The organism is Pseudomonas corrugata (assembly GCF_001269905.1).
GTDB classification, from domain to species: Bacteria; Pseudomonadota; Gammaproteobacteria; order Pseudomonadales; family Pseudomonadaceae; genus Aquipseudomonas; species Aquipseudomonas corrugata.
In genome coordinates this window covers 1184987-1211577 of sequence record NZ_LHVK01000003.1, presented here as the reverse complement: position 1 = coordinate 1211577, position 26591 = coordinate 1184987, and the positions used below count along the sequence as shown (strand labels likewise).

Sequence of the window (26591 nt, the reverse complement as noted above, 5' to 3'; positions counted from 1 at the left end):
TCGCGATGGCGGTGTGTCAGCCGAGATTTTGATCAACCGACGCACCGCCATCGCGAGCAGGCTCGCTCCCACAAGGGGATCTGCGGTGATCTTCAATCCGCGTATTTAGTTAGCCAGCTTTCTTTTCTTCTCTCCCCGCGCCATGATGAAGCTCTTCTGCCGCCGCCCGCGAACGAGCCCATGTCTACGCCGCAAGCCACCCCCAGCTCCCTGTCGATCACCCTGCAGATCGTCTCCATCGTTTTCTACACCTTCATTGCCTTCCTTTGCATCGGCCTGCCGATTGCCGTGTTGCCAGGGTATGTCCATGAACAATTGGGCTTCAGTGCCGTGGTGGCTGGCCTGACCATCGGTTCGCAATACCTGGCGACCCTGCTCAGCCGCCCCATGGCCGGGCGGGTGTCGGACAGCGTCGGGACCAAACGGGCGATCGTCTACGGGTTGTCGGGCATTGTGCTCAGCGGTGTGCTGACGTTGATTTCCACCTTGTTGCAAAGCCTGCCGTTGCCGAGCCTGGTGATCCTGATTGCCGGCCGCTTGCTGCTCGGCGTGGCCCAAGGTTTGATTGGCGTTGGCACCATCAGTTGGTGCATGGGCCAGGTCGGCGTGGAGCACACGGCCCGTGCGATCTCCTGGAACGGCATTGCCTCCTACGGCGCCATCGCCATCGGCGCCCCGCTGGGGGTGGTGATGGTAGGTAACCTGGGTTTCAGCAGCCTGGGCATCGCGCTGTCACTGTTGGCCGGCGCGGCGCTGTTGTTGATCCGCAACAAGCCTTCGGTGCCGGTGGTCCGTGGCGAACGCCTGCCCTTCCGGGCCGTGTTCGGACGTATTGCGCCATACGGGGCCAGCCTTAGCCTCGCCTCGATCGGCTACGGCACGCTCACCACGTTCATCACCCTGTTTTATGTCAGCCGTGGCTGGATCGGCGCAGCGTGGTGCCTGACGGTGTTCGGCATCTGCTTCATTCTTTCGCGATTGCTGTTCATTTCCAGCATTGCCCGCTTCGGTGGCTTTAACTCGGCCATCGCTTGCATGAGCATCGAAACCCTTGGGCTGGTGCTGCTCTGGCTGGCCCCTTCTCCCGCATTCGCATTGGTAGGCGCCGGGCTGGCGGGTTTCGGGTTGTCGCTGGTGTATCCGGCGCTGGGGGTGGAAGCCATCAAGCAGGTGCCGAACACCAGTCGTGGCGCGGGGTTGAGTGCCTATGCCGTATTCTTCGACCTGGCCTTGGCGATTGCCGGACCATTGATGGGGGCGGTGGCGTTGAACCTGGGCTATTCGTCGATCTTTTTCTGCGCTGCCTTGTTGTCGATCACGGGGCTGGGGCTGACCCTGCTGCTGCGTCGACGCGCCGAGAAAAACCCTTACTGATCGGCCGTGCGCATACCGGCCCGGTTGGGCTTGCCCAGGGCCTGACTGAAGAAGCGCCCCGCTTCGGAAATCATGGTGCGGTGAATGTCCTTGCGGTCGACACCATCGGCATCGGTACACAACGCAGGCATCGCGGCAATCTGCTCCTCGGTGCATGGCGCCAGGAAGACAAAGTGCCCTGCCCCGGCCAGGGTCTTGAAGTCCGGCGCGGTAGGCAGCTTGCGGGCCAGGGCGGCAGCATTCTTGTCAAAGGCCACCAGCTTGTCGCCATCGCCGCTGTACAGCAGCACCGGCACATGGACGTCGGCCAGGGTATGGCGACCAAACTTCAGGCTCAACGGTGCCATCAACAGCAATGCCCGGACCCTGGGATCGGCCATCGGTTGCAGATCGTCACGGTCGGCAATCAGCTCGCCCTGGGTGTTACAGGCGTCACGGTCTTCCGGCCGCTCCTGGCAATAGCGGCGCAAGCGATTGAGATCCGGCGTGGCACCGGACAGGATCAGCGCAGTTTCCCCACCGGCGGAATAGCCGATCACCCCCACCTGCCCGGCATTGACGAACGGCGATAGCATCGGATCGTTCAGCGTCGCGGTGATGGCCTCGGAAATCTGGATCGGCCGTCCGTAAAGGTTGCTCAGGGTACCCAACCGGCTGTGGTCCTGGGCGTTGTCGCCAGGGTGGATGACTGCGACCACGACGAATCCCTTGCGCGCCAGTGAAGTGGCCAGGTCGTGCAAGGCCAGCGGCGTACCCGTGTTGCCGTGGGACAGCATCAACATCGGAAAGCGGCCGATGGCTATCTGGGCGTCCGGCGCAGCATCGATCTGATAGCCGCCCAGCAGGCTGGTTTGCCCCCTGGCGATAGACGGATAGAAAGCGATGGCGTGCATCGGCTGGTTATCCAGCGGATCGAGAAAGCTCAGTTCATGAAAGCCGGCACTCCAGTTGGGGTGCAGCGCCGGTGCGGCGTGCACCGTAACCAGGCTGCCAAGCAGACAAAGCAGTAACCCTGCACCAAGACGTTTCATCGAATCATCCACCTTCACCAGCGGACAGGAAGGCCCCGTCGCTCGCTGCCTGGACTTGCATGACCTGCGCCAAAAGCCCGATGAGCAGAATACAGCGTTTTACGAAGGTTTCGATATTCATCATCGTGCAAAAGGGTGATGCAATCTCACGGTCACCGAAAAACCAATGTGGGAGCGAGCCTGCTCGCGAAAGGGGTGGGTCTGTCACGCAGAGGTTGAATGTACCGCCGTCATCGCGGGCAAGCCTGGCTCCCACAAGATCAGGTGGTGAATGCAAAGACCGCATACACCCTGAATCCTCTGTGGGAGCGAGCCTGCTCGCGATAGCGGTGCATCTGTCACTGAAATGCTGACTGGACCGCCGTCATCGCGGGCAAGCCTGGCTCCCACAAGGTCAGGTGGCATATGCAAAGACCGCATACACCCTGAATCCTCTGTGGGAGCGAGCCTGTTCGCGATAGCGGTGGGTCTGTCACGCAGAGGTTGAATGTACCGCCGTCATCGCGGGCAAGCCTGGCTCCCACAAGGTCAGGTGACATATGCAAAGACCGCATACACCCTGAGTCCTCTGTGGGAGCGAGCCTGCTCGCGATAGCGGTGGGTCTGTCACGCAGAGGTTGAATGTACTGCCGTCATCGCGGGCAAGCCTGGCTCCCACAAGGTCAGGTGACATATGCAAAGACCGCATACACCCTGAGTCCTCTGTGGGAGCGAGCCTGCTCGCGATAGCGGTGGGTCTGTCACGCAGAGGTTGAATGCGCCGCCGCCATCGCGGGCAAGCCCGGCTCCCACAAGATCAGGTGGCATATGCAAAGACCGCATACACCCTGAGTCCTCTGTGGGAGCGAGCCTGCTCGCGATAGCGGTGGATCTGTCACTGAAATGCTGAGTGGACCGCCGTCATCGCGGGCAAGCCTGGCTCCCACAAGGTCAGGTGGCATATGCAAAGGCTGCGGACGCCGCCAATCCAATGTGTGGGCTTGCTCGCGAAAACGGTGGGTCAGTCAGCATGGAGGTGACTGGTACACCGTCATCGCGAGCAGGCTCGCTCCCACAGGGCTTGGGCTTGGGCAGATCTTATGCGGCGGCGAACTGTTCGCCGATCTGTGCCTTGGCGTCGCTCATGGCCTTGTTGCGCATGTCATCGCCGTAGGCCAGACCCTCGGCGCGAACGATTTCGATATCGGTAATGCCGAGGAAACCGAACAGCAGTTTCAGATACTCTTCATGACCTACACCGCTCGGCTGGCCAGCATGCAGGCCACCGGCGGTGGAAACAATCACCAGCTTCTTGCCACCGCACAGGCCTTGTGGACCGGCCTCGGTGTAGCTGAACGTCTTTCCGGCCACGGCGATACGGTCGATCCAGGCCTTGAGCTGGGTCGGGACGGTGAAGTTGTACATCGGGGCCGCGATCACTACGGCATCCGCCGCGAGGAACTCAGCCATCGTCGCGGCGCTGAGGTCGGCTTCGTGCTGCAGCGCGGCATCACGCAACTCAGCGCTGGTACCAGCCGCAACCAGCGTCTGTGCAGAAAAGTGACTGATCGCATCGGCGGCCAGGTCGCGGTAGGTCACGACCACTCCCGGTTCAGCGGTTTTCCAGGCCTCGACCACGTCGCGGCTCAATTGGCGGGAAGCCGAGTTGTCGCCAAGGATGCTCGAATCAATGTGCAGAAGTTTCATGTGAGTGCTCTCCAATGAGGATCGCTACCGGGCGATCGAATGGGGACTATCCTACCAATGAAACCAATGGCCGATTAGCCAGCAATAATGCGATAGTTCGTTCCACTGACAGGACAATCGAGCCCGACATGCAAGACCTCAACGATCTCTACTATTTCGCCAAAGTCGTCGAAGCCGGTGGCTTCGCTGCAGCCGGCCGCGCCCTTGGCATCCCCAAGTCGCGGCTGTCCCGGCGTATCGCCGAACTGGAGGAGCGCCTCGACGCCCGCCTGCTGCAACGCACCACCCGCCAATTGAAACTGACGGCGGTGGGTGAACGTTACCTGCGCCATTGCCAGGCCATGTTGCTGGAGGCAGAAATGGCCGACGAAGCGGTGGCGAGCATGTCCAGTGCGCCCCGTGGCCGGCTTCGGGTTTCAAGTCCGGTGGGATTGGCCCACGAAATTCTGGCCGGGGTGGTGGCCGATTTCCTGGAAAAATATCCTCAGGTCCAGTTGGAGATGATCCTGGTCAATCGCCGCGTCGATCTGGTGAGCGAAGGCGTAGACGTAGCGCTGCGCGTGCGTGACCTGGGTGACGAAGACCCGCTGTTGATGACCCGCCGCTTGCGTCAGGCACGGTTGATCATGGTCGCCAGCCCGGCCTTCGTCGAAGGGCGACGGATCGAAACCCCCGAGGATCTCAAGCAGGTCCCGGTGCTCGGGGCACTTGAGAGCGATCGCCTGGTGCATCTGCGCCTGCACAGCATCGACGGACAGGTCGCCGAACTGGCCCTGGAGGCACGCCTGGGCATCGATGATTTCATTGTGCGCCGCGCCTGCGTTCTCGCCGGCCTGGGATTTACCTTATTGCCGAGCATGTATTGCGAGCAGGAGTTGACGGACGGCACACTGGTGGAACTGTTACCGCAATGGTCGCTGCCCGATGGCTGGCTGCAGGCGGTCTATCCCCATCGACGCGGAATGTTGCCGGCGGTACGCGCATGGCTCGACCATTTGGTGGACGCTTTCAATCGTTGTGGAGAAAGGACGTTATGAGTCTGAGCGAAGAGGATGTCGCACGGTTTTGCCTGGGCTTGCCTGGCGCCAGGGAAGATTACAAATGGGGTGGCGTACGGGTGTTTTCCATCGCCGGGAACAAGATGTTCGCCCTGCAAGGGCTGCGTAGCGATTCATTGGCGTTCAAGGTCGACAAGGACCTGTTCCTGGGACATTGCGACCGACCGGGCATCCATCCTGCCCCGTATCTGGCACGAGCCCAGTGGATCATCATGCACACGCCCTACCCCATGGGCGCCGAGGAACTGCATGGCCTGTTGCAACGCTCCCACCAACTGGTGGTCAGCAAATTGCCCAAGCGCACGCAGGTCGGCTTGCTACTGCCGTAATACTCACACCTGCTGGCCCTTGCGGTTAATTTGAGTACACGAATTAACCACACAGGCCATTAGGCCAGCAAATGACCGCCCAGGAACAACTGGTCGACCCAGAACGCCTGGTGCAGCAGCACGATGAACCAGAACACCACCTGGAACGACACCTTGCGGGTCTTGTGTCGAAAGACCTGCTGGGCCAGTAACGCCCCGGGCCAGCCGCCGGCCAGCTCCACGGCATGCAACACGTTCTCGGGGGTGCGCCAGGTGTCGGAACGCGCCTTGCGCTTGTCACTCCAGTACAGCAGGAACGCCACGACGCTGACGGTCCCATAGGCCATCAACGGCACCCATGACGCCTCCTGCAGCACGAGCAGCAACGAGCCCGTCAGCGGTAGCGTGCATAGCAGCGCAAACACGATCAACTTGAGCCGAAGGTTCTGTACTGCGCCCCCGGTGTCGCGGGCTGCGCGCCTGCGGGTGCCCGAATCTTTCATGGCTGGGCAGTCGTCCAGTCGACCCAACCGAATTGCCAGGTCGCAAGGATCAGCAGACCGAACGCGATCCGATACCAGGCGAACACCGCGTAACTGTGGCTGGCGATGAACCGCAGCAGTCCCTTGACTGCGATCATGGCGAAGATGAACGCGGTGACGAAGCCGATGGCGAACACCGGGAAATCCGCCGGAACGAAGAGTGCGCGGTACTTGTAGCCCGAGTAGACAGCCGCGCCGACCATTGTCGGCATGGCCAGGAAGAAGGAAAACTCGGTCGCGGTCTTGCGCGAAAGGCCGAACAGCAGCCCGCCGATGATGGTCGAGCCGGAACGGGAGGTGCCGGGAATCATCGCCAGGCACTGGGCCAGACCGACCTTGAGGGCATCCTTCCAGGTCATATCGTCCACCGTGTCGGCGTGTACTTCATGCTGGCGCTGTTCGGCCCAGAGCATGATGCCCCCCCCCACCACGAGCGCGGCGGCCACGGTGATCGGGTTGAACAGGTACTCGTGGATCAGGTCGGCAAACAACACGCCCAGCACTACGGCGGGCAGGAAGGCGATCAACAGGTTGGCGGTAAACCGTCGGGCACCGGGTTGAGTGGGCAAACCCACTACCACGTCGAAGATCTTGCGTCGAAACTCCCAGACCACCGCCAGGATCGCACCCAACTGAATAATGATGTTGAACGCCATGGCCCGTTCCCCACCGAACCCAAGCAAGTCTGCGACAACAATCTGGTGCCCCGTGCTGGAAATCGGCAGGAATTCCGTCAGACCTTCTACAATGCCAAGAATCAGTGCCTGAAAGGCAGTCCACAAATCCATTCATCCCCCAAAAAAGCCCCTGTCAGACAGGGGCTCATCGATAATCAAAGTGTTATGCCAATACAAGCAGCGGGGCACGATAACTGCGCCCTCCCCAAAAAAACCAATGAAAAATCATAGGCAGGCTTAGGTTTTGCGTTGCGAGGCCGAAATCCTATCAGACAAGCCCTCATAACGCCGCCGCGTTATGGCCCAGGGGGCAATCCACCGGCCGTGGATGACAAGAACAAGAAACTGGAGTGACAGCGTATGAATAGTTTGCGCAATGTGTCGATCAGCCGACGCTTGTGGCTCATCCTCGTCGTGGCCATCTTGATGGTATTTACGTTGGGCGCCTTGATGCTGAAGCAGATCCACGGTGACCTCTATCAGGCCAAGGTGCAGAAAACCCAACATGTGGTCCAGACCGCCAGCGGCGTGCTGAGCTATTACCATGGCCTGGAAACCGCTGGCACCCTGACCCGCGAAGCCGCCCAGAAACAGGCCCTCAGCGCTGTGCGGGGCCTGCGCTATAACGAGACTGATTATTTCTGGATCAATGACCTGACCCCCGTCATGGTCATGCACCCCGCCAACCCGAAGCTCGAAGGGAAGAACCTCTCGGCGATCCGCGACCCGAACGGTTTCGCGCTGTTCAACGAGATGGTCAACATCGCCAAGGCCAAGGGCGCCGGGATGGTGAACTACCTGTGGCCGAAGCCGGGTGCCGAGGCACCGGTGGCGAAAACCTCCTACGTCCAACTGTTCGAGCCCTGGGGCTGGATCATCGGTTCAGGCGTGTACGTAGATGACGTGCAAGCCGAGTTCCAGGCCCAACTGATCAAGGCTTCGCTGATTGGCCTGTCGATTGTAGTGATCATGAGCCTGCTGTTGACCCTGATCGTGCGCAGCATCGTGGGGCCCCTGCAGGAAACGGTGAACGCCATGGCCAACATTGCCAGCGGTGAAAGCGACCTGACCCGCACCCTCGACACCCACGGCCAGGATGAGGTCACTCAACTGGCGCGACACTTCAACGCGTTTACCAGCAAGCTGCGCCATGTGGTAAGCCAGTTGCAGGATTCGGCCAGCGCACTGGGACAATCGTCCAATGAACTGGGTAGCGACGCCGCCCAGGCCCAGGAACGCAGCCAGCAGCAATCGCAGCAGATGGAGCTGGTGGCCACTGCGATCAACGAAGTGACCTATGGTGTGCAGGACGTGGCCAAGAACGCCGAACACGCCGCCAGTGAGATGCGCGACGCTGAATCCCAGGCCCAGCAGGGCCAGGTCAACATTGACGGCAGCCTGCAGCAAATCGACCGTCTTTCCCAGACCATCGACCAGGCGGTGGAAGTGATCCGTACCCTGGCCAGCGAAAGTACCCAGATCGGCAGCGTCCTGGAGGTGATCCGCTCCATCGCCGAGCAGACCAACCTGTTGGCCCTCAACGCGGCGATCGAAGCCGCTCGCGCCGGGGAACAGGGCCGGGGCTTTGCGGTGGTGGCCGATGAGGTGAGGTTGCTGGCGCAGCGCACACAGAAGTCCACCGCCGAAATCCAGGGCATGATCGAACGCCTGCAAACCCACTCCGAAGCCGCGGTAAAGGTCATCAGCGACAGCAGCCGCGCCTCGCAACTGACCATCGAACAGGCAGGCCTGGCGGGCGCCAGTCTCAACGCCATCGGCCAGGCCCTGCGTAATCTCAACAGTCTCAACGCCTCCATCGCCAGCGCTACCCTGCAACAGGCCCACGTGGTAGAGGACATCAACCAGAATGTCACCCAGGCCGCCGGACTCTCCCACAGCACGGCCCTGGCGGCAGAGCAGTCGAGCCTGGCAAGCACCCGCCTCAAAGCACTGAGCGAACAGCTGAACGGCCTGCTCAAACAATTCCGGGTGTAAAAGCAAAGCTTGCATCCAGCCTGGATGCAAGCTGAACCACCGCTATCGCGAGCAGGCTTGCTCCCACAGGTCCTGCTGGCGACCACAGATACTGCAATCAACCTGGCCCCCCTGTGGGCGAGCCTGCTCGCGAGAGCACCGGCACATCCAACATTGATGTTGGAGCTGCCCCCACCATAACGTTTACAATCGCCCCCCTTTTCCATTCCCTCAAGGAGCCGCCATGTCCGGGCTTGAACTGTTTGCCGCAGCCCTCGGCGTGATCGCTGTCTGGTTGACCGTCAAGCAGAACCCCTGGTGTTGGCCGATCGGCCTGGTCATGGTGTTGCTGTACAGCTGGATTTTCTACGACGTGAAGTTGTACTCGGACATGCTGTTGCAAGTGATCTACGCCGCGCTGCAATTGTATGGCTGGTGGCAATGGACCCGCGCCGGGCAGCATCATGACGGACGCCAGGTCACACGTCTGGGCGGGCCGTCAGTGCTGCTTGGGCTGGCTGCCGGAGCAGCGGGCAGCCTGGTGCTGGGCGCCGCCATGGCGCACTGGACTGATGCCGCCCAACCCTGGCTCGACGCGGCGCTTACCGGCTTCAGCCTCGTGGCCCAGTGGTGGATGGCGCAGAAGCGCGTGCAATGCTGGCCTTTGTGGATCGCCCTGGATGTGATCTTTGTTGGCCTGTTCATCTACAAGGGGCTGTACCTGACCGCCGCGCTCTACGCCCTGTTCACCCTGCTCGCCGTGCAGGGCTGGCGGGAATGGCGCGCCGACCCGGCCCTGCGCGCATGAAAGTGGTGGTGCTCACCGGCCCCGAATCTGCCGGCAAGAGCTGGCTGGCGTCGCAATTGCAGGAACACTTCGGCGGCTTGCGGGTGGATGAATACGTCCGCCACTTCATGGAACAGTACCCCCGCGACACCTGCCTGGACGACATCACCGATATCGCTCTCGGACAACTGGCCTGGGAAGACGCAGCCCGTGCCCGACAACCGGCACTGCTGATCCTCGACACCCATCTGCTGAGCAATATCCTCTGGAGCCGGACCCTGTTCGGCGAATGCCCGGACTGGCTGGAACCAAGCTTGCTGAGGCGCCATTACGACCTGCATCTGCTGTTGAGCCCCGAGCAGGTCGAATGGACCGGCGACGGCCTGCGCTGCCAGCCTGAGCTGGCGCAACGCCTGCAGTTTTTCACCGCCATAGAGGATTGGCTGACCCGGCGCCAGCAACCCTTCCAAGTGATCGAAGGCAACTGGGCGCAGCGCCAAAGCCAGGTGTTCGCAGCCGTAGCCCAACTGCTCCAGGCCTGAACAGATCCCACCGGGACAGGTGATGGTATAGCGCCATCCTGTTGCACTCTTGAAACATCCCCGTCTTGTCAAACCCGGATCCAAAGCTGTTTCACTGGTTTGTCATCCTGACTGTCACGCAACTGAAACACCCCCTCAAAAGCCTGGATCCAGAGCCACTGGCCGCAGATGGCCTATTGACCCTCATGAGCCTTGTCTCATTCATGAAACAGGTCGCGCAACGCTCATTGCGCACAGCTAGCCAACCCATTGAATCGAAAGACTTTTACAAACCCGGCACGACATCTGCTCTTCTCCCCTCGCAACGCTGGACCAAGGCCAGCCCACCGAAGAAGGAACCGATGCCGTGGGGACTTTCGATAAAAGTTTGACCGTCCTGTTGTTGATCGGCTGCGCCGCCAGCGCGCTGCTCAGCCTGCCAGTACAGGCCGAAGGCAACGGCGTCATCGTCCTCAACCGGGACGTACAGCCCGTCCATATCGGTCGCAACGGTGGTAAGGACCCCTACCCGACCACCGTCAACGCCAACCCTTCCGATCGAATCAGCCAGGCGACCATCAGCACCGAATTGAGCGACGGCGAATTTGCCAGCGTCGCCAGCGGCTCGTCGATCCGCAACACCCTCAATACAAATACCAGCGTGCAAGGCCTGAATGTCGTGACCAACCCCAACGGCATGCCCGGCATGAACGCCGGCCACGGTGGCGGCAGCGGAGGTGCGATCTCAGGCACCATCAACCGCTCGCTGAGTTCCGGCCTGGCGCCGCTGGGTCGTCTGGCTGGAGGTCGCTGACATGAGAGCGACCCTGTTCCTGCTCGCCCTGCTCGGCTCATCCACGGTATTCGCCGATCCAGGTGTGGCGGTGGTCAGTAGCGCCAACCTGCAGGATTCCGGCAGCCGTTATACCGGCAACTTCAACATCAACCAGGCGGCGGGCGACCGAACCCAGCAAACCAACGCTCGGGCCATCGCCATCGGCACCGGAGCCCAGGCCAGCACCCATGTGCACCAGCGGTTGGACACCCCTGCCGATTCCTCCATGAACGCGACCGCCCGCATCGGCGGCAGCTCTTTCAGCAACGGCAACGGTGTGCTGGGCGTCAACCAGTCCGCCGGGGCCAACAATCAGATGGCCAATGTCATGCGGGTGGGCATCAGCGCCCAGCCGCAGAGCATTGACGACAGCGCGCTTTCTCAACAGAACGTGGCGTTGTTACCGAACTCAGGAGCAACTGGCACCCCAACCGGCAGCCGCCAGGTCGTCACCGGCGACCAGGCCTTCACCGGCAGCCGAGGGGTAATCCAGGTGAACCAGAGTGCCGGGGTGGGGAACCGTATGGCCAACACCCTGAGCATCCGGGTTGCAGACTGACCCGGGCAGTAAACCCATAAGAAAGTACCGACACACTTAACCAACGACACGCAAGGAGAAACACCATGAAACCAACAATGGCACTTAAACCATTGGTTTTCGCTCTCGCCGCTGTGATGGCAATGGCCGCACAGGCCGGTGGAAACGATAACAATCACGGCAACGGGCATGGTCATGGCAATGGCAACCATGGCAGCCATGACCCCCAAGGCCCGACGCTGGATCAACTGCTCTCCATCAGCGCCGGTGCTGGGGCTACGGTGCTGGATGAGCAGAACAGCGACGGCAACGTGGTGACCAACCAGGCCACCAAAAACACCGCTGAAGCCAAGGACTCACTCAATGGCAGCAACGGTAACATGGGCGCCAACGTCGCGGCCGGCGACGGTAACCAGCAAGACAACGCGGCCGCCCTGGCGACTGCAGACGAAAGCTTCATCTTCGGTTCGGCCGTGTCCATGTCCAGTGCCACCCAAGTCAATAACAACAACTACGTCAAAAACAACTCGACTCAAAACAACGCCTCGCTCACCAACGCGGGCAACAACGGCTCCGGCAACATCGGCATCAACGTGACAGCCGGCAATTTCAACCAACAGAAAAACAACCTGGCCATCGCCGTATCAGGTGGCCGTGTTGCACAAGCCTCGGCCGCAGCCGACCAGACCTCCACCGGCCTGGTGGTGGACAACAAGGGCGTGAAGACCTACAAGACCGACACCCTCACCAGCACCTATGAAGCCTCCGGCACATTCAAGGCCAAAGGCACCGGCACCGCCGAAGACGACAACCATGGCGGCTGGGACAACAAAGGTGGCTATGGCGGCGGTCATGATGACGACAAGTTCAAGTTCTCCGCCGTGGGCACTTTCGAACTGGCCGGCAGCAACACCCAGCAAGTGCTGACCCGCGATGGCTGGAAAAACCCAGTGATCAACAACGCCACCATGAACAACTCCATGAACGGCTTCTCCGGCAACGGCGGCGCCAACGTGTCGGCGGGCGTGGGCAACCAACAGAGCAACTCGCTGTCCATCGCTGCTGGCTGCAAGGCCTGCATGTAACTGCGCATGAAATGGGGCCCCGGCAACGGGGCTTCTTTTCCTGGGTTTCCACAAGGCGTATCGATCATGCGTGCGACTGCTCTTTCCCTGCTGCTTTGCATGGCTTGTGTCACCGAAGCTGCGCAAATGCCGGTCGCTGCCCTGCCCGGCGGCATGCTGGTCTACAAGCCGGTACAAAGCGTGCGCGAGCGCAAGTTCAGCGACATCGTCGAGCAGAAAACCGATTTCAGCTGCGGTGCCGCCGCGCTGGCCACGGTACTGCGCCAGGCCTATTGGCTTGATGTCGATGAAGAGCATGTCATCAAGGGCATGCTGGTCAATGCCGACCAGAACCTCGTACGTACCCAGGGCTTTTCCATGCTGGACATGAAGCGCTACGTGGAAAGCATCGGCATGCGCGCCCGAGGCTATCGGATACCGCCAGAAAAGCTCGAAGCCGTGACGATTCCGGTGGTGGTCCTGATGGAAATACGTGGCTACAAGCACTTCGTGGTATTGCAGCGGGCCGACAAGCAATGGGTCTACATCGGCGACCCGGTACTGGGGCACAAGCGCTACGCCCACGACGATTTCGTCAAAGGCTGGAACGGCATCGTCTTCGCCATCGTCGGTCCAGGCTACGACAAGACCAACGCACTACGCAGTCCTCCGCAGCCGTTGACGGCACGTAACAAGCTGGACGGGTTCAACCCGGTCAAGGATGCGGAACTGATGGATTTCGGTTTCATCCAGAGCGACTTTTTTTAAGTCGCCGACCTACTGCCAACGATTAAGTACACAAGGAGCAGGATGCTCCGGGAGCGGGACATGAAAACGTCACACTGGCTGTCGCTGGCCTGTTTGGTCGCGACCGCGTCGGGCTATGCCCATGCCGGATTCAAACCCATCGAAATCAAGGACCAGGAGCTCGCCGAGCTGCGTGGTCGTTATGTCATGCCCGGGCGGGTCATCAGCTTCGGCATCGTCATGAGCAGTACCTGGCGCAACGCCAGCGGTGACCTGATCGGCGCGAGCAGCTCCATGCAGATCCAGGCCTCCACCGTCAAACCCGAGTTTTACGTTTCCACCATCAAGCAGACCGGCAACGGCAGCGCTCCGGAACAGGGCAGCGGCAACATTACCGGTGGTGCAGGTCTTGGGACGAGCCAGGGCGTGACCCAGAGCGTACGCGCTGCCGGCGACGGCAATACCGCCTACAACAATGTCAGCATCAACGTGAAGGAAAGCCACCAGCCCCCCGCCCTCGTTCCTTCCCAAGGGCAGTTACTGACTAGCGGCCAGACCATCAGCGGCAGCAACGCCGCCGGAAGCGTCGCCGTAACCGCTACCGGCAGCGGTATACGGATGGCGATCCAGGCCAGTCACAACCAGGGCAGCGCCCTGCAGCAAGTCGCCCAGGGTGGCCTTTTGCAAAATACCCGCCTGCTGGGCAACAGCAACCTGGTCAACAACATGACCCAGCTCAATGTAGTACTCAACAACAACGGCCCCAGTGCCGGGGCGCTGGACTGCAACCTGACGCAGCTGCGCGGCCTGCGCAACCTCGGGTATTGAACTAGGCTCTGTACGAAAAGTTTTGAGACGAAGGTCAGGCAAGACGAAAACAGCCGAGCAAGCGCAGTGTACTGGAGTACATGAGCATTCCGAGGCTGTTTTCAACGCAGCATGAACGAGTACCAAGGCTTTTCGTACAGAGCCTAAGCTGCTTTTCGACCACTGAGCAAATAGGGACGGCATTTTCATGTATCGATCCGTATCGTTGCGCGCTGTAATGTGTCTGAGCACCTTGTTCCCGGCAACCCTGCTGCAAGCGGCACCGGATGCGGACATCGAGGCATTGAAGCAGGAGCTGCTCGAGCTCAAGCAACGATACGAGGTCCAGCAGAAAGCCCTGGCGGTACTCGAACAACGGGTTCGCCAGGTGGAAGACCAGCCTGCCGCCCCACCGCCCAAGCGCCTGGTCAAATCCCCGGCCGACATGAAGGGTAACCAGAACGTGGCCGGCGGGGGCGCGGCAACGGCTGGAGGCAGCGGCTACGGGCAGTCCCTGGCGGACGACTCGCAGCCGGCCCAGAGCGTCTCCAACCTCTATGACGAGGCCAGCGGCTTCTTTGGCGGCGGCAAATTCAGCTTCGAGACCGGCGTGACCTATTCGCGCTACGACACCCGGCAACTGATCCTCAATGGTTTCCTGGCCCTGGATTCGATTTTCCTGGGCAACATCAACCTGGACCGGATCAAGGCCGACACCTGGACGCTGGACCTCACCGGCCGCTACAACTTCGACAATCGCTGGCAGTTCGACCTCAATGTGCCGGTGGTCTACCGGGAATCCACGTACCAGTCCGGCGGGGCCAATAACGGGGCGGCCGGTGTTACCAGCGAAGAAACCGTCACCCGCGACCCCACCATTGGCGATGTCAATTTCGGCGTTGCCTACAAGTTCATGGACGAATCGATCAACACCCCCGACGCGGTGGTGACCCTGCGCGTCAAAGCCCCTACCGGCAAGGATCCATTCGGGATCAAGCTGCGCCAGTCCCCGAACAACACCAACCTGTTCGTACCTGAGGATCTGCCCACCGGCAATGGCGTGTGGTCGATCACTCCCGGGCTTTCCCTGGTCAAGACCTTCGACCCGGCCGTGCTGTTCGGCACGCTGGCCTACACCCATAACTTCGAAGAGTCGTTCGACGACATCAGCTCCACCGTCAACCAGAAGGTGCCGGGCAAGGTGCGGATCGGCGACAGCTTCCAGATCGGCGCAGGCCTGGCCTTCGCATTGAACGAAAAAATGAGCATGTCGTTCTCGGTCTCAGACCTGATCCAGAAGAAAAGCAAACTCAAGCAGGACGGCGGGGATTGGGAGTCAGTGGTCTCCAGTGATGCCAATGCCGGCTACTTCAACATCGGCATGACCGTCGCCGCCTCCGACAACCTGACCATCGTGCCCAACCTGTCCATCGGATTGACCGACGATGCGCCGGACTTCAGCTTCAGCCTCAAGTTTCCGTATTACTTCTAGCCCAGGACGGGCACCTTGTGGGAGCGAGCCTGCTCGCGATAGCGGTGGATCTGTCACGAAAGAGGTGCCTGCGCTACCGTCATCGCGAGCAGGCTCGCTCCCACAGGTTGCAACCTTGCTTCAGGATGATTCAGCGAATCTGATGCTTGTGCAGCAGACGATAGAACGTTGGCCGGGACACACCCAGCACCCGGGCCGCGACGCTCAGGTTATCACTGTGGCGGTTGAGTACATCGCTCAGTGCCTGGCGCTCGGCGCGGGTCTTGTAGTCTTCAAGGGTGCCCATCGGTGCCGCGATCCCATGGGGACTGGCCAGGCCAAGATCGCGGGCTTCGATCTGCCGTCCCTCGGCCAGCACCAGGCCGCGTCGGACACGATTGGCCAGTTCCCGGACATTGCCCGGCCAGTCGTGCATGCCCATCGCCACCAGCGCATCCTCGCTGAAGCTGCGGGGCCGGCGGCCGGTTTCCTGGCTGTAGAGATGGGAAAAGTGACTGGCGAGCATCGACAAGTCGCCGTGGCGTTCACGCAGAGGCGCCATCACCACTTGCAACACGTTCAGGCGATAGTACAGATCTTCGCGAAACAGCCGCTGCTCGATGGCCGCCTCCAGATCCACATGAGTGGCCGCCAGTACCCGGACATCGACTGCAATCGGCTGGCTGCCACCGACCCGCTCGATATGTTTTTCCTGCAGGAAACGCAGCAGATTGGCCTGCAGCTCCAGCGGCAGATCACCAATCTCATCCAGAAACAGAGTCCCGCCGTGGGCCGCTTCGATGCGTCCGATCTTGCGCTGGTGAGCGCCAGTGAACGCTCCTTTCTCGTGGCCGAACAATTCGGACTGGATCAGATGTTCGGGAATGGCGCCACAGTTGATGGCAATGAACGGCTTATTGCGACGCAGGGACTGTGAATGCAGCGTGTGCGCCACCAACTCCTTGCCGGTACCGCTCTCGCCACGGATCAAAACCGGCGACTCGGTGGGCGCCAATTTACTCAGCAACTTGCGCAACTCGCGAATTGGCCGACTGTCGCCTAGCAGTTCATGTTCGGGCAGTTGGACATGAACCGAGCCCTGCCCACGCAGACGCGCCATGCCAAACGCCCGACCCAGTGTCACCTGGACCCGTGATACATCGAAGGGCAGCGTATGGAAGTCAAAAAACCATTCGCAGACAAAATCACCCACATTCTTCAGACGCAGCACTTCCTGGTTGAGCACCGCGATCCACTCGGTACCGCTACGGCTGATCAATTCCTTGACCGCTTCCGGGCGTTCCAGATGAAAAGGCTGCAACCTCAAAAGGCCTACGTCGCACGTTCGATCGCCGGCATGTTCCAGAGAGCAACTCTCTACCGCCCAACCAATGGTGCGTAACCCCGGCAACAGACGATGGCAATCATCGCAGGGATCAACCACGAGCAGACGACGTGACGTACTGGCTTCGACCATGACTGATCCTTGGCGCCAAAAATAGGAAATATGATTAGAAACAGTCGTTTGGCGAACCTGCATGTAACAGTAGCAAGAAGTTGACACACCCTTGTATCAATTGATTATTGGAATCATCTGAAAGTGGTTATAAGCCAGCGTATCGTTAGTTGCCCGGCCGAAAATCTTTCACGATGCTTTCAAACAAAAGCCTCTTTGCCGGGTCTGAAAGAAAATCGAAATTTATTCAAGAATTGTGTGACCTGAACCACGGTCCGGAACATCAGTACAAGTAACCCGCCGCACGGTCCGCCCAACCGACGGCAGATCATCTGATTGGGCACTTTTATGAGAGAACGCCATGAACGCCCCGCTCCGTATCAACGAAGCTCTTTTGATTGCCGACCGCGCATTTAAACCTTTCCAGTGCGTGGCCTGGGCCCCTCAAGATGGCAACGGCGAATTGAGCCTGACCGTCGTCGACCGCACCAATACTCATATTGGCCGCACTCAGATTCCAAGCAGTGCCTATACCGATCCAGTCCAACTGGCGAATCTGTTGAAACAGGCCCGAGCCGAACTGAGCCAGGAAGGCTACAAGTTGCAGTCCTGGTCCATGCCTGAATAAACATCCTCTTTTTTCGTATACAGTCCGAGCCTGTATTGATAGCAGGCTTGGTACTGAGTCGAAAAGTCATTGCTCTGGCACGATCCGCAGCTGTTTGTTCGAGGTCTGGCAGTTGTGCGCTGCCACATTCAGGGATTGAATGTTGCCCTCATGCAGTCATCGCCCCTCCGGGCCGGTCGACGCGCAAGGAGAGGCATGCATGCTCAATCAATTCGCGCCTGAGCTTCCAGCGGCAGTGGTACACGCCGGCCAGCTGGATGCCGACTTTGCCAACAATGGCAAGGCAATGGTTCATTTCTCCGGCAGCACCTCCAGCCTGACCACCGGGCTGACCCTTGACCGTCTCGGAAAAATTCTGGTGGCAGCCAGGATCGAGACTTCGCTTGGCAGCCGGTTCGGGCTCGCACGGCTCAACCACGATGGCTCGACCGATCAGGGCTTTGGAATCGGTGGCTGTGTAGTCGGTTCTTTCGAGCACGGCTTCGAAGCAACAGCAGGCAAAGTGACTGAATTGCCCGACGGAAAGATTCTGTTATCCGGCCTGCATTATGAAAACGCTGACCGCACCCTCCCCGCCCTGGCTCTGTTCGATCAACAAGGCCGTCCTGTTTCTGGTTTCGGCAACGCCGGACAACAAGTGATCCGGATTGAAGGCAATCTCTCCCAAGGTCTGCGCGACCCCTGGCTGCCACCAGGCATGCAGGGCCTCGAAGCCAGCGACATGCGCGTGCAAACCGATGGCCGGATTCTCTTACTGGCCAACCATCATTATCAACGGTCCGACCATGTCGGCATCCTGATCCGACTGCTGCCGGACGGCGCACTGGACACTTCATTCAACCGAGGTGGTTTTGTCATGGTCCGGCGCCTGCTGAAAAACACCTGGCTGAGCTGTCTCACTGTCCAGGCCGACGGCAACATCGTGGTGGGTGGCGCCATCGATCTGCCTCAGCAAGGCTTGATGGTCCGTTATGATCCAAGCGGCAGACTCGATGATAGTTTCGGCGAGAACGGCTTCCTGTCCGTCTCGGCCAAAGAGCGCAGCGTGATGATCAATCAGATCGTTCAACATCAGAACGGTGATCTGCAGGCGTTCGGCGGCAGTCGCGACCCTATGCATTGCCTGTCCCTGAAGGTGCATCAGGACGGCAAGCCGGATCATCACTGCAACCAGGGGCAGTACAGGCTCCTGGAGATCGGACGCAACGCCAGTCAGTGGACCGCCGCCCAGGTTCAATCCGATGGCAAACTGGTGACTGCCGGAACCACCATCGGTGGTATCGAGACCGACTTCGTACTGGCCAGGCATCTGCCGGACGCCAGCCTCGACCCGACCTTCGGCCAGGGCAAAGGCTGGGTTCGCACGCGACTCGGCTACAGCCTGGACACCGCCACTTCTCTTGCGGTACAGGTCAACGGAAAAATCCTTGTGGGAGGCCATTCCCTCTTCGGTACCCACCGTGCCATGGTGGCTCGGTATTGGGCCTGACTTGGCAAATATCGACCGCGATTAAAGCGGTATGAATTCCTACGCTTGATATTCCGCATTGCTTACGGCAATTTGCGCGCTTCTAAATAAAAGGAGCAGCCGATGTCCGGTTCCATGACTCAGGCTTTCGCCCACAACTTCCTTGGGCACTCACCGCGCTGGTACAAGGCGTGCATCGTCACCTTCCTGATCATCAATGCCCTGGTACTCTGGACCCTCGGCCCGGTTGTGGCGGGCTGGATGCTGGTCGTGGAGTTCATCTTCACTCTTGCCATGGCCCTCAAGTGCTATCCATTGATGCCCGGCGGGCTGTTGATGATCGAGGCCCTGGCAATGGGCATGACCACTCCCAAGGCGCTGTACGATGAGTTAGTGCACAATTTCCCGGTGATCCTGCTGCTGATGTTCATGGTGGCCGGGATCTACTTCATGAAGGATCTGCTGCTCTTCCTGTTCTCCCGCCTTCTATTGGGCGTCCGCTCCAAGACACTGCTGGCCCTGCTGTTCTGCTTCCTCGCTGCGTTTCTGTCGGCCTTTCTCGATGCATTGACCGTCACGGCGGTGATCATCAGCGCCGCGGTGGGTTTCTACTCGGTTTATCACCGCGTGGCTTCGGGGAATGACCCCCGCCAGGACGCCAGCGTCGATGAAGACCACGCCCTGGCTTCATTGCACCATCAGGATCTGAATCAGTTCCGGGCATTTTTGCGCAGCCTGTTGATGCATGGCGTCGTCGGTACCGCGCTGGGTGGGGTATGCACCTTGGTGGGCGAGCCGCAGAACCTGCTGATCGGTCATGAAATGGACTGGCACTTCGTGGAATTCTTCCTGGAAGTCGCTCCCGTCTCGCTGCCGGTACTGGTGGCCGGGCTGGTGACTTGCATGGCACTGGAAAAGCTGCGCTGGTTCGGTTACGGCACGCTGCTGCCGGATAACGTTCGCGCCGTACTGGCCGACTACGCGGAGCAGGACAACCGCGAGCGCAACTCACGCCAACGCGCAGCCCTGGTTGTCCAGGGTATCGCCGCACTGATCCTGATCGTGGCCCTGGCCCTGCATGTCGCCGAGGTCGGCCTGATCGGCCTGGCGGTCATCGTACTGATCACCGCGTTCACCGGCATCACCGATGAGCACCGACTGGGCAACGCGTTCAAGGACGCGATGCCGTTCACCTCGCTGCTGGTGGTGTTCTTTGCGGTGGTGGCGGTGATTCACGATCAGCAGTTGTTCACGCCACTGATCCAATGGGTACTGGCCCTGCCCGCCGATCAGCAGCCCGGCATGCTGTTTATCGCCAACGGCCTGCTGTCGGCCATCAGCGACAACGTGTTCGTGGCAACCATCTACATCACCGAAGTGAAACAGGCCTTCATCTCCGGCCACATGAGCCGCGAACAGTTCGAGACCCTGGCGGTGGCGATCAATACCGGCACCAACCTGCCCAGCGTTGCCACGCCTAACGGTCAGGCCGCCTTCCTGTTCCTGCTGACCTCGGCCATTGCACCGCTGATTCGCCTGTCCTACGGTCGGATGGTGTGGATGGCCTTGCCCTATACCGTGGTAATGGGTGGCTTGGGGTGGTTTGCGGTGACGTATTGGCTGTAATGGAATAACCAGAGGCCTGCGCAGAACCTGTGGGAGCGGGCTTGCTCGCTCCCACAAAGGTCTGCGGGGTTATCGGGGCAGGATGTAGCGCTCGATCGCCAGCGCCGCGCCATCCTCGGTAACGGCTGCGGTGATCACATCGGCCTGGCGCCTGATCGCCTCCTCTGCCTGCCCCATGGCAATCGACAGGCCCGCGCGATGGAACATCGCCGGGTCATTGCCGCCGTCCCCCATGGCCGCCGTCTGCTCCAGCGGTACGCCCATGAATGCCGCCAGGGTCGACAGCGCCTCCCCCTTGTTGGCTTGTATCGCCGTAACGTCCAGGTAGATCGGTTGCGAACGAGACACCTGGGCCTGCCCCTTGAGCAGCGGATGCAGACGGGCCTCCAGTTCAACCAGAAGGCCGGTGTTGGCGCTGGTGGCGACGATCTTGTCGATGCGTTCCAGGTAGGGCTCGAAACTCTCGACTTCGAGAGGCGGATAACCCAGGCCACGGGTTTCCACCGGCACCATCGGCCCGTTGGCGTCAAGCACCAGCCAATGGTCATCTGCAAACACCCAGACCTCGATGCCGGGCTGGTCGGCGTACAGCGCCAGGGTCGTCAACGCTACCTCGGGTGGCAGGTAGTGCACGGCAAGGAAACTGCCGTCCGGATGCACCAGGGTGCCGCCGTTGAACGCCGCCGTGGGCAAGTCGACACCCAGGGCTTCGATCTGCTGCAGCATTGCCCGAGGTGGTCGGCCGGTAGCGAGACTGAACAACACGCCCGCCTCGCGCAGGGAACGAACGGCTTCAATCGTGCGCGGGTTGAGACTGTGGTCGGGCAGGAGCAGCGTGCCGTCCATGTCGCTGAGCAGAAAACGGATGGGGCGTTTCACTTGATCACTCATCCGAGGTCATGCCAGGCGCGACCATCGCGCGTCAGCAAGTCGTCTGCGGCCGCCGGGCCGTCTTCTCCGGCCTTGTAGGGCTGGACGGTCGCGTCCTGTTGCCAGGCATCGAGAAACGGCTGCACGGCACGCCAGCCATTCTCGATGTTGTCGGCGCGCTGGAACAACGTCTGATCGCCGGTGAGGCAATCGTAGATCAGGGTTTCGTAACCCGTGGATGGCTGCATTTCGAAGAAATCCTTGTAGGCGAAGCCCAACTCTATATTCGCCATGTCGAGGGCCGGCCCCGGCCGCTTGGCCAGCAGATCGAACCACATGCCTTCGTTGGGCTGGATCTGTATCTTCAGGTAGGTCGGTTGCAACTCCTCGACTTCGGTGTCGCGAAACTGTGCGTACGGCGCCGGCTTGAAACAAATGATGATTTCCGTGTCCCGAACGCTCATGCGTTTGCCGGTACGCAGATAAAACGGCACCCCCACCCAACGCCAGTTGTCGATCATGACCTTCAGCGCAACGTAGGTTTCGGTGCCGCTGTCGACCGCCACGTTGGCTTCCTGGCGGTAACCGTCCACCGGCTTGCCATCGATTGCACCGCCGGTGTACTGCCCACGTACCGAATTGGCGCGAGCCTGCTCCACCGACCAGGGCCGGATGGCCCCGACCACCTTGGCCTTCTCCCCCCGTACGGCGTCGGCACCGAAAGCAGCCGGCGGTTCCATGGCCACCATCGCCAGTAACTGGAACAGATGGTTGGGCACCATGTCCCGCAGGGCACCGGTGTGCTCGTAAAAACTGCCACGGGTTTCCACCCCCACGGTTTCGGCGGCGGTGATTTGCACGTGGTCGATGTAATGATTGTTCCAGAAAGCCTCGAACAAGCTGTTGGAGAAACGGCTGACCAGGATGTTCTGTACGGTTTCCTTGCCCAGGTAATGGTCGATCCGATAGATCTGCTTCTCGCTCATGACCTTGAGCAAGCAGGCATTGAGAGCTTCGGCGGTGTGCAGATCCGAGCCGAACGGCTTTTCGATCACCACCCGCCGAAAAGCATCAGCCTGCTCCTCAAGCAACCCGACCGCACCAAGGCGGCGGACCACTTCACTGAAAAAACGCGGCGCGGTCGCCAGGTAGAACACCGCATTGCCGGTACCACTGGCAGCGATCTTCGCCGCCAGTGCTGCATAGGTGCTGTCGTCGAGGAAGTCACCCTGCACGTAACTGATACCCTTGGCCAAGCGGGCCCACAGCAGCGGGTCGAGCGCACGGCTGGCATCGCCGCCCTTGCGCGCCGCTTCGTGACGGATGAAGTCCTCGAGTTTCCTGGCGAAGTCCACGTCGCTGATGGCGTTGTGATCAACGCCGATGATCTGCAGTCCATCTCCCAGCAACCCGTCACGGCTGAGGTGGTAGAGCGCTGGCATCAGCAGGCGCTTGACCAGGTCACCATGGGCACCGAACAGGAACAAGGTGGTCGGTGGTGCGGGTTCTGCCTTGGACTTCCTGCCGATCGAGGTCATTTTTTCGGCGTCTCCACATGGCCGCCGAAGCCGAAACGCATGGCGGACAGCATTTTATCACCGTAGGTGCTCTGCTGACGGGAACGGAAGCGGGCGAACAGCGAGCTGGACAACACTGGTACCGGCACCGCTTGCTCGATGGCCGCCTCGATGGTCCAGCGCCCTTCGCCGCTGTCGGCCACTTCACCGGAAAAGCCGTCCAGTTTCGGATCGCTTGCCAGGGCATCGGCGGTCAGGTCCAGCAACCAGGAAGAAACCACGCTGCCGCGCCGCCAGACTTCGGCGATATCGGCCAGGTTGAGATCGAAACGTTGCTCCGGCGGCAGGCTTTCGCTGGACTTGGTCTTGAGGATATCGAAGCCTTCGGCGAATGCCTGCATCATGCCGTACTCGATGCCGTTATGGATCATCTTCACGAAATGCCCGGAACCTGCCGGGCCAGCATGGATATAGCCACGCTCGGCGCGATCGTCGTCGGACTTGCGGTCACGGGTGCGGGGTATATCGCCAATGCCCGGCGCCAGGCTGTCGAACAGCGGATCCAGGCGCTTTACCACCTCGGCGTCGCCACCGATCATCATGCAATAACCACGTTCCAGGCCCCAGACGCCGCCGGAAGTGCCCACATCCATGTAGCTCAAGCCTTTTTCCGACAGCGCCTGGGCGCGACGGATATCATCCTTGTAATACGTGTTACCGCCATCGATGATCACATCGCCTGGCTCCAGCAGCTCGCTGAGGGCGTTGATGGTGTCTTCAGTTGGCGCGCCGGCCGGCAGCATGACCCAGACCGCCCGTGGCTTTTCCAGACCAGCCACCAGCGCCGGCAGGTCCGCCACGCCCGTGGCGCCTTCCTGGGCCAGGTTTTCGACGAACGCGACGTTGCGGTCATAGACCACCGTGGCGTGCCCATTGAGCATCAGGCGCCGCGCAATATTGCCGCCCATGCGGCCCAGTCCAATAATCCCGAGTTGCATGTGCTGATGCTCCCTACTACAAATAAAGGTAAGTCAAAGGTTTAGTGGCTTGTGTGGCTAATTCGTATACTCGACTTAACCGTACAGGCCACTCGCTTCGAAACGGTTTGGCTGCGACTAGTGGAGGTTAGTCCAGAGCCTTGCTGCATAGTTTCCGGTTAATTCGTGCGATCACAAGGGGGATAACGCTTCAATCCCGGTCGAAGGCACGGCGACCATGAAAAATAAAAAAGTTCCATTCACGAGCAAAAGAAATCAGAATCGGCGCCGATAGTAGAGGTGTCGACCAAAAAGCTGGCGACATCTCTATAGTTGATGTAGCCATTTGCGAGGTGAGCAATGGACCCAGTCGTTACCGCACGTCCTCCCCAAACCCTTTACGTGACCATTCGTCGCGACGAATTGCGCCTTCTCAAGGAAGAACGCGATCTGCTGCTCGATGAAGTGACCCAGCTGCGCATGCAGCTGCAGCACGCCCAACTCTCCCACCAGGGCCAGGCCCTGGCTCGATAACTGCCCCTTGGCGAAGCCTGCGATCTTTTGCTCTTGATCTCGCTCGAGACTCAAGTGTCGATGGAAAGATCGCAGCCTCGCTCCGCTCGGCAGCTCCTGCGACGATATTCTTGCACCCGGCAGGGATAATTCCCTTCACCTCACGTGCATTCGCGTCTGAACCACCAATCCATAACCGGAAACTCACAAAGTTTTCACAACGCTCCCAGGATACTCCCCGCCTTTAGGGTGCTCGGCGCATGCCTGGGGTTGCCATCCGGTGCCAACAGCTTCGTCGGTGTAGATAAAAAAGGCTGGAGCGCTTGATGAGTCTGTTCAAACGCAGCAAAACGACTGCGAAAGGTTTCGATTGGGCCGGGTTCGGCTGGCTGTTCCTGTTCTTCTGGTATTTCTCGGGTATTACTCAACTGCTTATCCTGTTGAGCGATACTTCCGGCTTCTCCGGGTTTCGCCAGGCATTCATCATGAGTGCGGTGTGGCTCGCGCCCATGCTGCTTTTTCCTGCCCGGACCCGCCTGCTCGCTGCGCTGATCGGTGTAGTGCTATGGGCCTGCTCCATGGCCAGCCTGGGTTATTTTTTCATCTATCAGCAGGAATTCTCCCAAAGCGTCATCTTCATCATGTTCGAATCGAACGTGGCTGAAGCCGGCGAATACATGACACAGTATTTTGCCTGGTGGATGGTACCGGCGTTCCTCGCTCATACCGCCGTGGCGTATTTCCTCTGGACGCGCCTGCGTCCGGTGTACCTGCCCCGTGGCCAGGCCCTGGTAGCGGCAATTGTGATCCTGGGTGCCGTCATCGGTTACCCGCTTGTCAAGCAAACCCAGCGCGTCGGCACCCTGGCCGGCGGCCTGGAGAAACTCGAAGACCGCATCGAGCCGGCCGTACCTTGGCAGATGCTGGTGGCGTACCGTCGTTACAGCGAGCAGTTGGCAAACATGCAAGGCATGTTGCACAGCGCCAGCAAGATCGAGCCACTGCGTAATCTCAAGGACACCATGGCCAACCAACCGGCGACCCTGGTGCTGGTGATCGGCGAGTCCACCAACCGTCAGCGCATGAGCCTGTATGGCTACCCGAGAGAAACCACGCCGGAGCTGGACAAACTCAAGGACCAACTGGCGCTCTTCGACAATGTGATTACGCCACGTCCGTACACCATCGAAGCGCTGCAACAGGTGCTGACATTCGCCGATGAGCAACATCCGGACCTGTACCTGACGACGCCTTCGCTGGTCAGCATGATGAAGCAGGCGGGCTACAAGACCTTCTGGATCACCAACCAGCAGACCATGACCAAGCGCAACACCATGCTCACGACGTTCTCCCAGCAGGCCGATGAGCAGGTGTACCTGAACAACAACCGCAATCAGAATGCTGCGCAGTACGATGGCGACGTAATTGCTCCATTCAACAAGGCGCTGGCCGATACTGCTCCGCGCAAGCTGATCGTGGTACATCTGCTCGGTACTCATATGAGCTACCAGTACCGGTACCCACCGACCTTCAACAAATTCACCGACCGTCAGGGCGCTCCGGCGGGCCTGCGCGACGATCAGGTTCCCACCTACAACAGTTACGACAATGCGGTGCTGTACAACGACTTCGTCGTCTCCAGCCTGATCAAGGACTACGCCAAGAGCAATCCCAACGGTTTTCTGTTGTACCTGTCGGACCACGGTGAAGATGTATTCGACTCAGCGGATCACGCCACCCTTGGCCGCAATGAAGGCAAGCCCACTGCGCCGATGTACACCATTCCTTTCATGGCCTGGGCCTCACCCCAGTGGCGCGAAACCCATGACTGGAACTTTGCCGGGGACCTGTCACGGCCTTACAGCAGCTCTCAGCTGATCCATACCTGGGCAGACCTGGCGGGCTTGAGTTTTGATGAGCTGGACCGCAGCAAGAGCCTGGTCAGCACCGACTTCCAGGCCCGACCACTGTTGATCGGCGATCCGTATCAACGCCAGCACAAGGCGCTGATCGACTTCAGCCTGATGCAGCCCAAGGCGCCGACGGCCAAGCTGGTGCAGCAGTAAAGTAACCGCGCAGCACCGAGTGTGGGAGCGGGCTTGCTCGCTCCCACAGG

At 60.1% G+C, this 26591-nt stretch carries 25 protein-coding genes; 17 read left to right on the top strand and 8 right to left on the bottom strand.

The features are described 5' to 3' along the window. Positions 1 to 180: 180 nt before the first annotated feature. A complete protein-coding gene (locus AD665_RS05500) occupies positions 181 to 1374 on the top strand; it encodes an MFS transporter (protein WP_053191284.1) in 1194 nt (397 codons plus the stop codon). Here AD665_RS05500 and AD665_RS05495 read toward each other — a convergent pair. Together AD665_RS05495 and AD665_RS05490 are read right to left on the bottom strand one after the other, a co-directional pair. Beyond that, positions 1368 to 2405 (bottom strand): alpha/beta hydrolase family protein, encoded by a 1038-nt coding sequence (locus tag AD665_RS05495; RefSeq protein ID WP_024781071.1) that lies wholly within the window; start codon positions 2403 to 2405, stop codon positions 1368 to 1370. The genes AD665_RS05500 and AD665_RS05495 overlap by 7 nt on opposite strands. Positions 2406 to 3482: 1077 nt before the next feature. Beyond that, complete coding sequence (locus AD665_RS05490) at positions 3483 to 4091, bottom strand: FMN-dependent NADH-azoreductase (protein WP_024780204.1); 609 nt, start codon at positions 4089 to 4091, stop codon at positions 3483 to 3485. Positions 4092 to 4219: 128 nt separating this feature from the next. On the opposite strand from AD665_RS05490, the gene AD665_RS05485 reads away from it, so the two are divergent. Together AD665_RS05485 and AD665_RS05480 are read left to right on the top strand one after the other, a co-directional pair. Continuing rightward, complete coding sequence (locus tag AD665_RS05485) at positions 4220 to 5128, top strand: LysR substrate-binding domain-containing protein (RefSeq protein ID WP_024780203.1); 909 nt, start codon at positions 4220 to 4222, stop codon at positions 5126 to 5128. Next, positions 5125 to 5478, top strand: a complete 354-nt coding sequence (locus AD665_RS05480; protein WP_024780202.1) for an MmcQ/YjbR family DNA-binding protein — start codon at positions 5125 to 5127, stop codon at positions 5476 to 5478. Before AD665_RS05485 ends, AD665_RS05480 begins: the two co-directional genes overlap by 4 nt. Before the next feature lie 59 nt (positions 5479 to 5537). Here the strand turns inward: AD665_RS05480 and AD665_RS05475 are convergent, their stop codons facing one another. Together AD665_RS05475 and AD665_RS05470 are read right to left on the bottom strand one after the other, a co-directional pair. Further along, positions 5538 to 5960, bottom strand: a complete 423-nt coding sequence (locus AD665_RS05475) for a DUF1294 domain-containing protein (protein ID WP_024780201.1) — start codon at positions 5958 to 5960, stop codon at positions 5538 to 5540. Next, positions 5957 to 6787, bottom strand: a complete 831-nt coding sequence (locus tag AD665_RS05470; RefSeq protein WP_024780200.1) for an undecaprenyl-diphosphate phosphatase — start codon at positions 6785 to 6787, stop codon at positions 5957 to 5959. The genes AD665_RS05475 and AD665_RS05470 overlap by 4 nt, the downstream gene beginning before the upstream one ends. Positions 6788 to 7036: 249 nt before the next feature. Between AD665_RS05470 and AD665_RS05465 the strand changes: the two genes are divergently transcribed. The 9 genes from AD665_RS05465 (at position 7037) to AD665_RS05425 (ending at position 15441) form a co-directional block, all read left to right on the top strand. Further along, positions 7037 to 8671 carry a methyl-accepting chemotaxis protein gene (locus tag AD665_RS05465; RefSeq protein WP_053191283.1) on the top strand — a complete coding sequence of 545 codons (1635 nt, stop codon included), beginning with the start codon at positions 7037 to 7039 and terminating at the stop codon, positions 8669 to 8671. Between the two features lie 223 nt (positions 8672 to 8894). Continuing rightward, positions 8895 to 9458 carry a nicotinamide riboside transporter PnuC gene (gene pnuC, locus AD665_RS05460; RefSeq protein WP_024780198.1) on the top strand — a complete coding sequence of 188 codons (564 nt, stop codon included), beginning with the start codon at positions 8895 to 8897 and terminating at the stop codon, positions 9456 to 9458. Further along, on the top strand, positions 9455 to 9979 hold the full coding sequence (locus AD665_RS05455) for an AAA family ATPase (protein ID WP_024780197.1): 525 nt from the start codon (positions 9455 to 9457) through the stop codon (positions 9977 to 9979). Before pnuC ends, AD665_RS05455 begins: the two co-directional genes overlap by 4 nt. A 346-nt stretch (positions 9980 to 10325) precedes the next feature. After that, positions 10326 to 10772 (top strand): hypothetical protein, encoded by a 447-nt coding sequence (locus AD665_RS05450; RefSeq protein WP_024780196.1) that lies wholly within the window; start codon positions 10326 to 10328, stop codon positions 10770 to 10772. A gap of 1 nt (position 10773) precedes the next feature. Further along, the gene (locus tag AD665_RS05445; protein ID WP_024780195.1) at positions 10774 to 11352 is read left to right on the top strand and encodes a hypothetical protein; all 579 of its coding nucleotides are present in this window, start codon (positions 10774 to 10776) and stop codon (positions 11350 to 11352) included. 65 nt (positions 11353 to 11417) lie between these two features. Continuing rightward, complete coding sequence (locus AD665_RS05440; RefSeq protein WP_024780194.1) at positions 11418 to 12416, top strand: hypothetical protein; 999 nt, start codon at positions 11418 to 11420, stop codon at positions 12414 to 12416. 66 nt (positions 12417 to 12482) lie between these two features. Continuing rightward, the gene (locus tag AD665_RS05435) at positions 12483 to 13163 is read left to right on the top strand and encodes a C39 family peptidase (RefSeq protein WP_024780193.1); all 681 of its coding nucleotides are present in this window, start codon (positions 12483 to 12485) and stop codon (positions 13161 to 13163) included. Between the two features lie 60 nt (positions 13164 to 13223). After that, positions 13224 to 13970 (top strand): hypothetical protein, encoded by a 747-nt coding sequence (locus AD665_RS05430; protein WP_053191281.1) that lies wholly within the window; start codon positions 13224 to 13226, stop codon positions 13968 to 13970. A 187-nt stretch (positions 13971 to 14157) separates the two neighbouring features. Next, positions 14158 to 15441: a transporter gene (locus AD665_RS05425; protein ID WP_024780191.1), complete on the top strand. Its 1284-nt coding sequence runs from the start codon at positions 14158 to 14160 to the stop codon at positions 15439 to 15441. 130 nt (positions 15442 to 15571) lie between these two features. Here the strand turns inward: AD665_RS05425 and AD665_RS05420 are convergent, their stop codons facing one another. After that, positions 15572 to 16897 carry a sigma-54 dependent transcriptional regulator gene (locus AD665_RS05420; RefSeq protein ID WP_024780190.1) on the bottom strand — a complete coding sequence of 442 codons (1326 nt, stop codon included), beginning with the start codon at positions 16895 to 16897 and terminating at the stop codon, positions 15572 to 15574. A 340-nt stretch (positions 16898 to 17237) separates the two neighbouring features. On the opposite strand from AD665_RS05420, the gene AD665_RS05415 reads away from it, so the two are divergent. The 3 genes from AD665_RS05415 to nhaB all read left to right on the top strand — a co-directional run bounded on the left by AD665_RS05415 (position 17238) and on the right by nhaB (position 20598). Further along, positions 17238 to 17504: a hypothetical protein gene (locus tag AD665_RS05415; RefSeq protein ID WP_024780189.1), complete on the top strand. Its 267-nt coding sequence runs from the start codon at positions 17238 to 17240 to the stop codon at positions 17502 to 17504. A 199-nt stretch (positions 17505 to 17703) separates the two neighbouring features. Next, positions 17704 to 18993, top strand: coding sequence for a hypothetical protein (locus AD665_RS05410; protein ID WP_053191279.1), 1290 nt, complete (start codon positions 17704 to 17706; stop codon positions 18991 to 18993). 102 nt (positions 18994 to 19095) lie between these two features. Further along, the gene (gene nhaB, locus AD665_RS05405; RefSeq protein WP_024780187.1) at positions 19096 to 20598 is read left to right on the top strand and encodes a sodium/proton antiporter NhaB; all 1503 of its coding nucleotides are present in this window, start codon (positions 19096 to 19098) and stop codon (positions 20596 to 20598) included. 69 nt (positions 20599 to 20667) lie between these two features. On the opposite strand, the gene AD665_RS05400 is transcribed toward nhaB, so the two are convergent. From AD665_RS05400 to gnd, 3 genes are read right to left on the bottom strand one after another with little or no spacing between them, the layout of a single operon-like run. Then, complete coding sequence (locus tag AD665_RS05400) at positions 20668 to 21489, bottom strand: Cof-type HAD-IIB family hydrolase (protein WP_024780186.1); 822 nt, start codon at positions 21487 to 21489, stop codon at positions 20668 to 20670. Then, on the bottom strand, positions 21486 to 23006 hold the full coding sequence (zwf, locus tag AD665_RS05395; protein WP_053191276.1) for a glucose-6-phosphate dehydrogenase: 1521 nt from the start codon (positions 23004 to 23006) through the stop codon (positions 21486 to 21488). Before zwf ends, AD665_RS05400 begins: the two co-directional genes overlap by 4 nt. After that, positions 23003 to 24007 carry a phosphogluconate dehydrogenase (NAD(+)-dependent, decarboxylating) gene (gene gnd, locus AD665_RS05390; RefSeq protein WP_268934872.1) on the bottom strand — a complete coding sequence of 335 codons (1005 nt, stop codon included), beginning with the start codon at positions 24005 to 24007 and terminating at the stop codon, positions 23003 to 23005. Before gnd ends, zwf begins: the two co-directional genes overlap by 4 nt. A gap of 315 nt (positions 24008 to 24322) precedes the next feature. On the opposite strand from gnd, the gene AD665_RS27565 reads away from it, so the two are divergent. Both AD665_RS27565 and AD665_RS05385 read left to right on the top strand, forming a co-directional pair. Next, positions 24323 to 24496, top strand: a complete 174-nt coding sequence (locus AD665_RS27565) for a DUF6026 family protein (protein ID WP_162843604.1) — start codon at positions 24323 to 24325, stop codon at positions 24494 to 24496. Positions 24497 to 24801: 305 nt separating this feature from the next. Further along, positions 24802 to 26541: a phosphoethanolamine transferase CptA gene (locus AD665_RS05385; protein ID WP_024780183.1), complete on the top strand. Its 1740-nt coding sequence runs from the start codon at positions 24802 to 24804 to the stop codon at positions 26539 to 26541. The last annotated feature ends 50 nt before the right edge of the window (positions 26542 to 26591 follow it).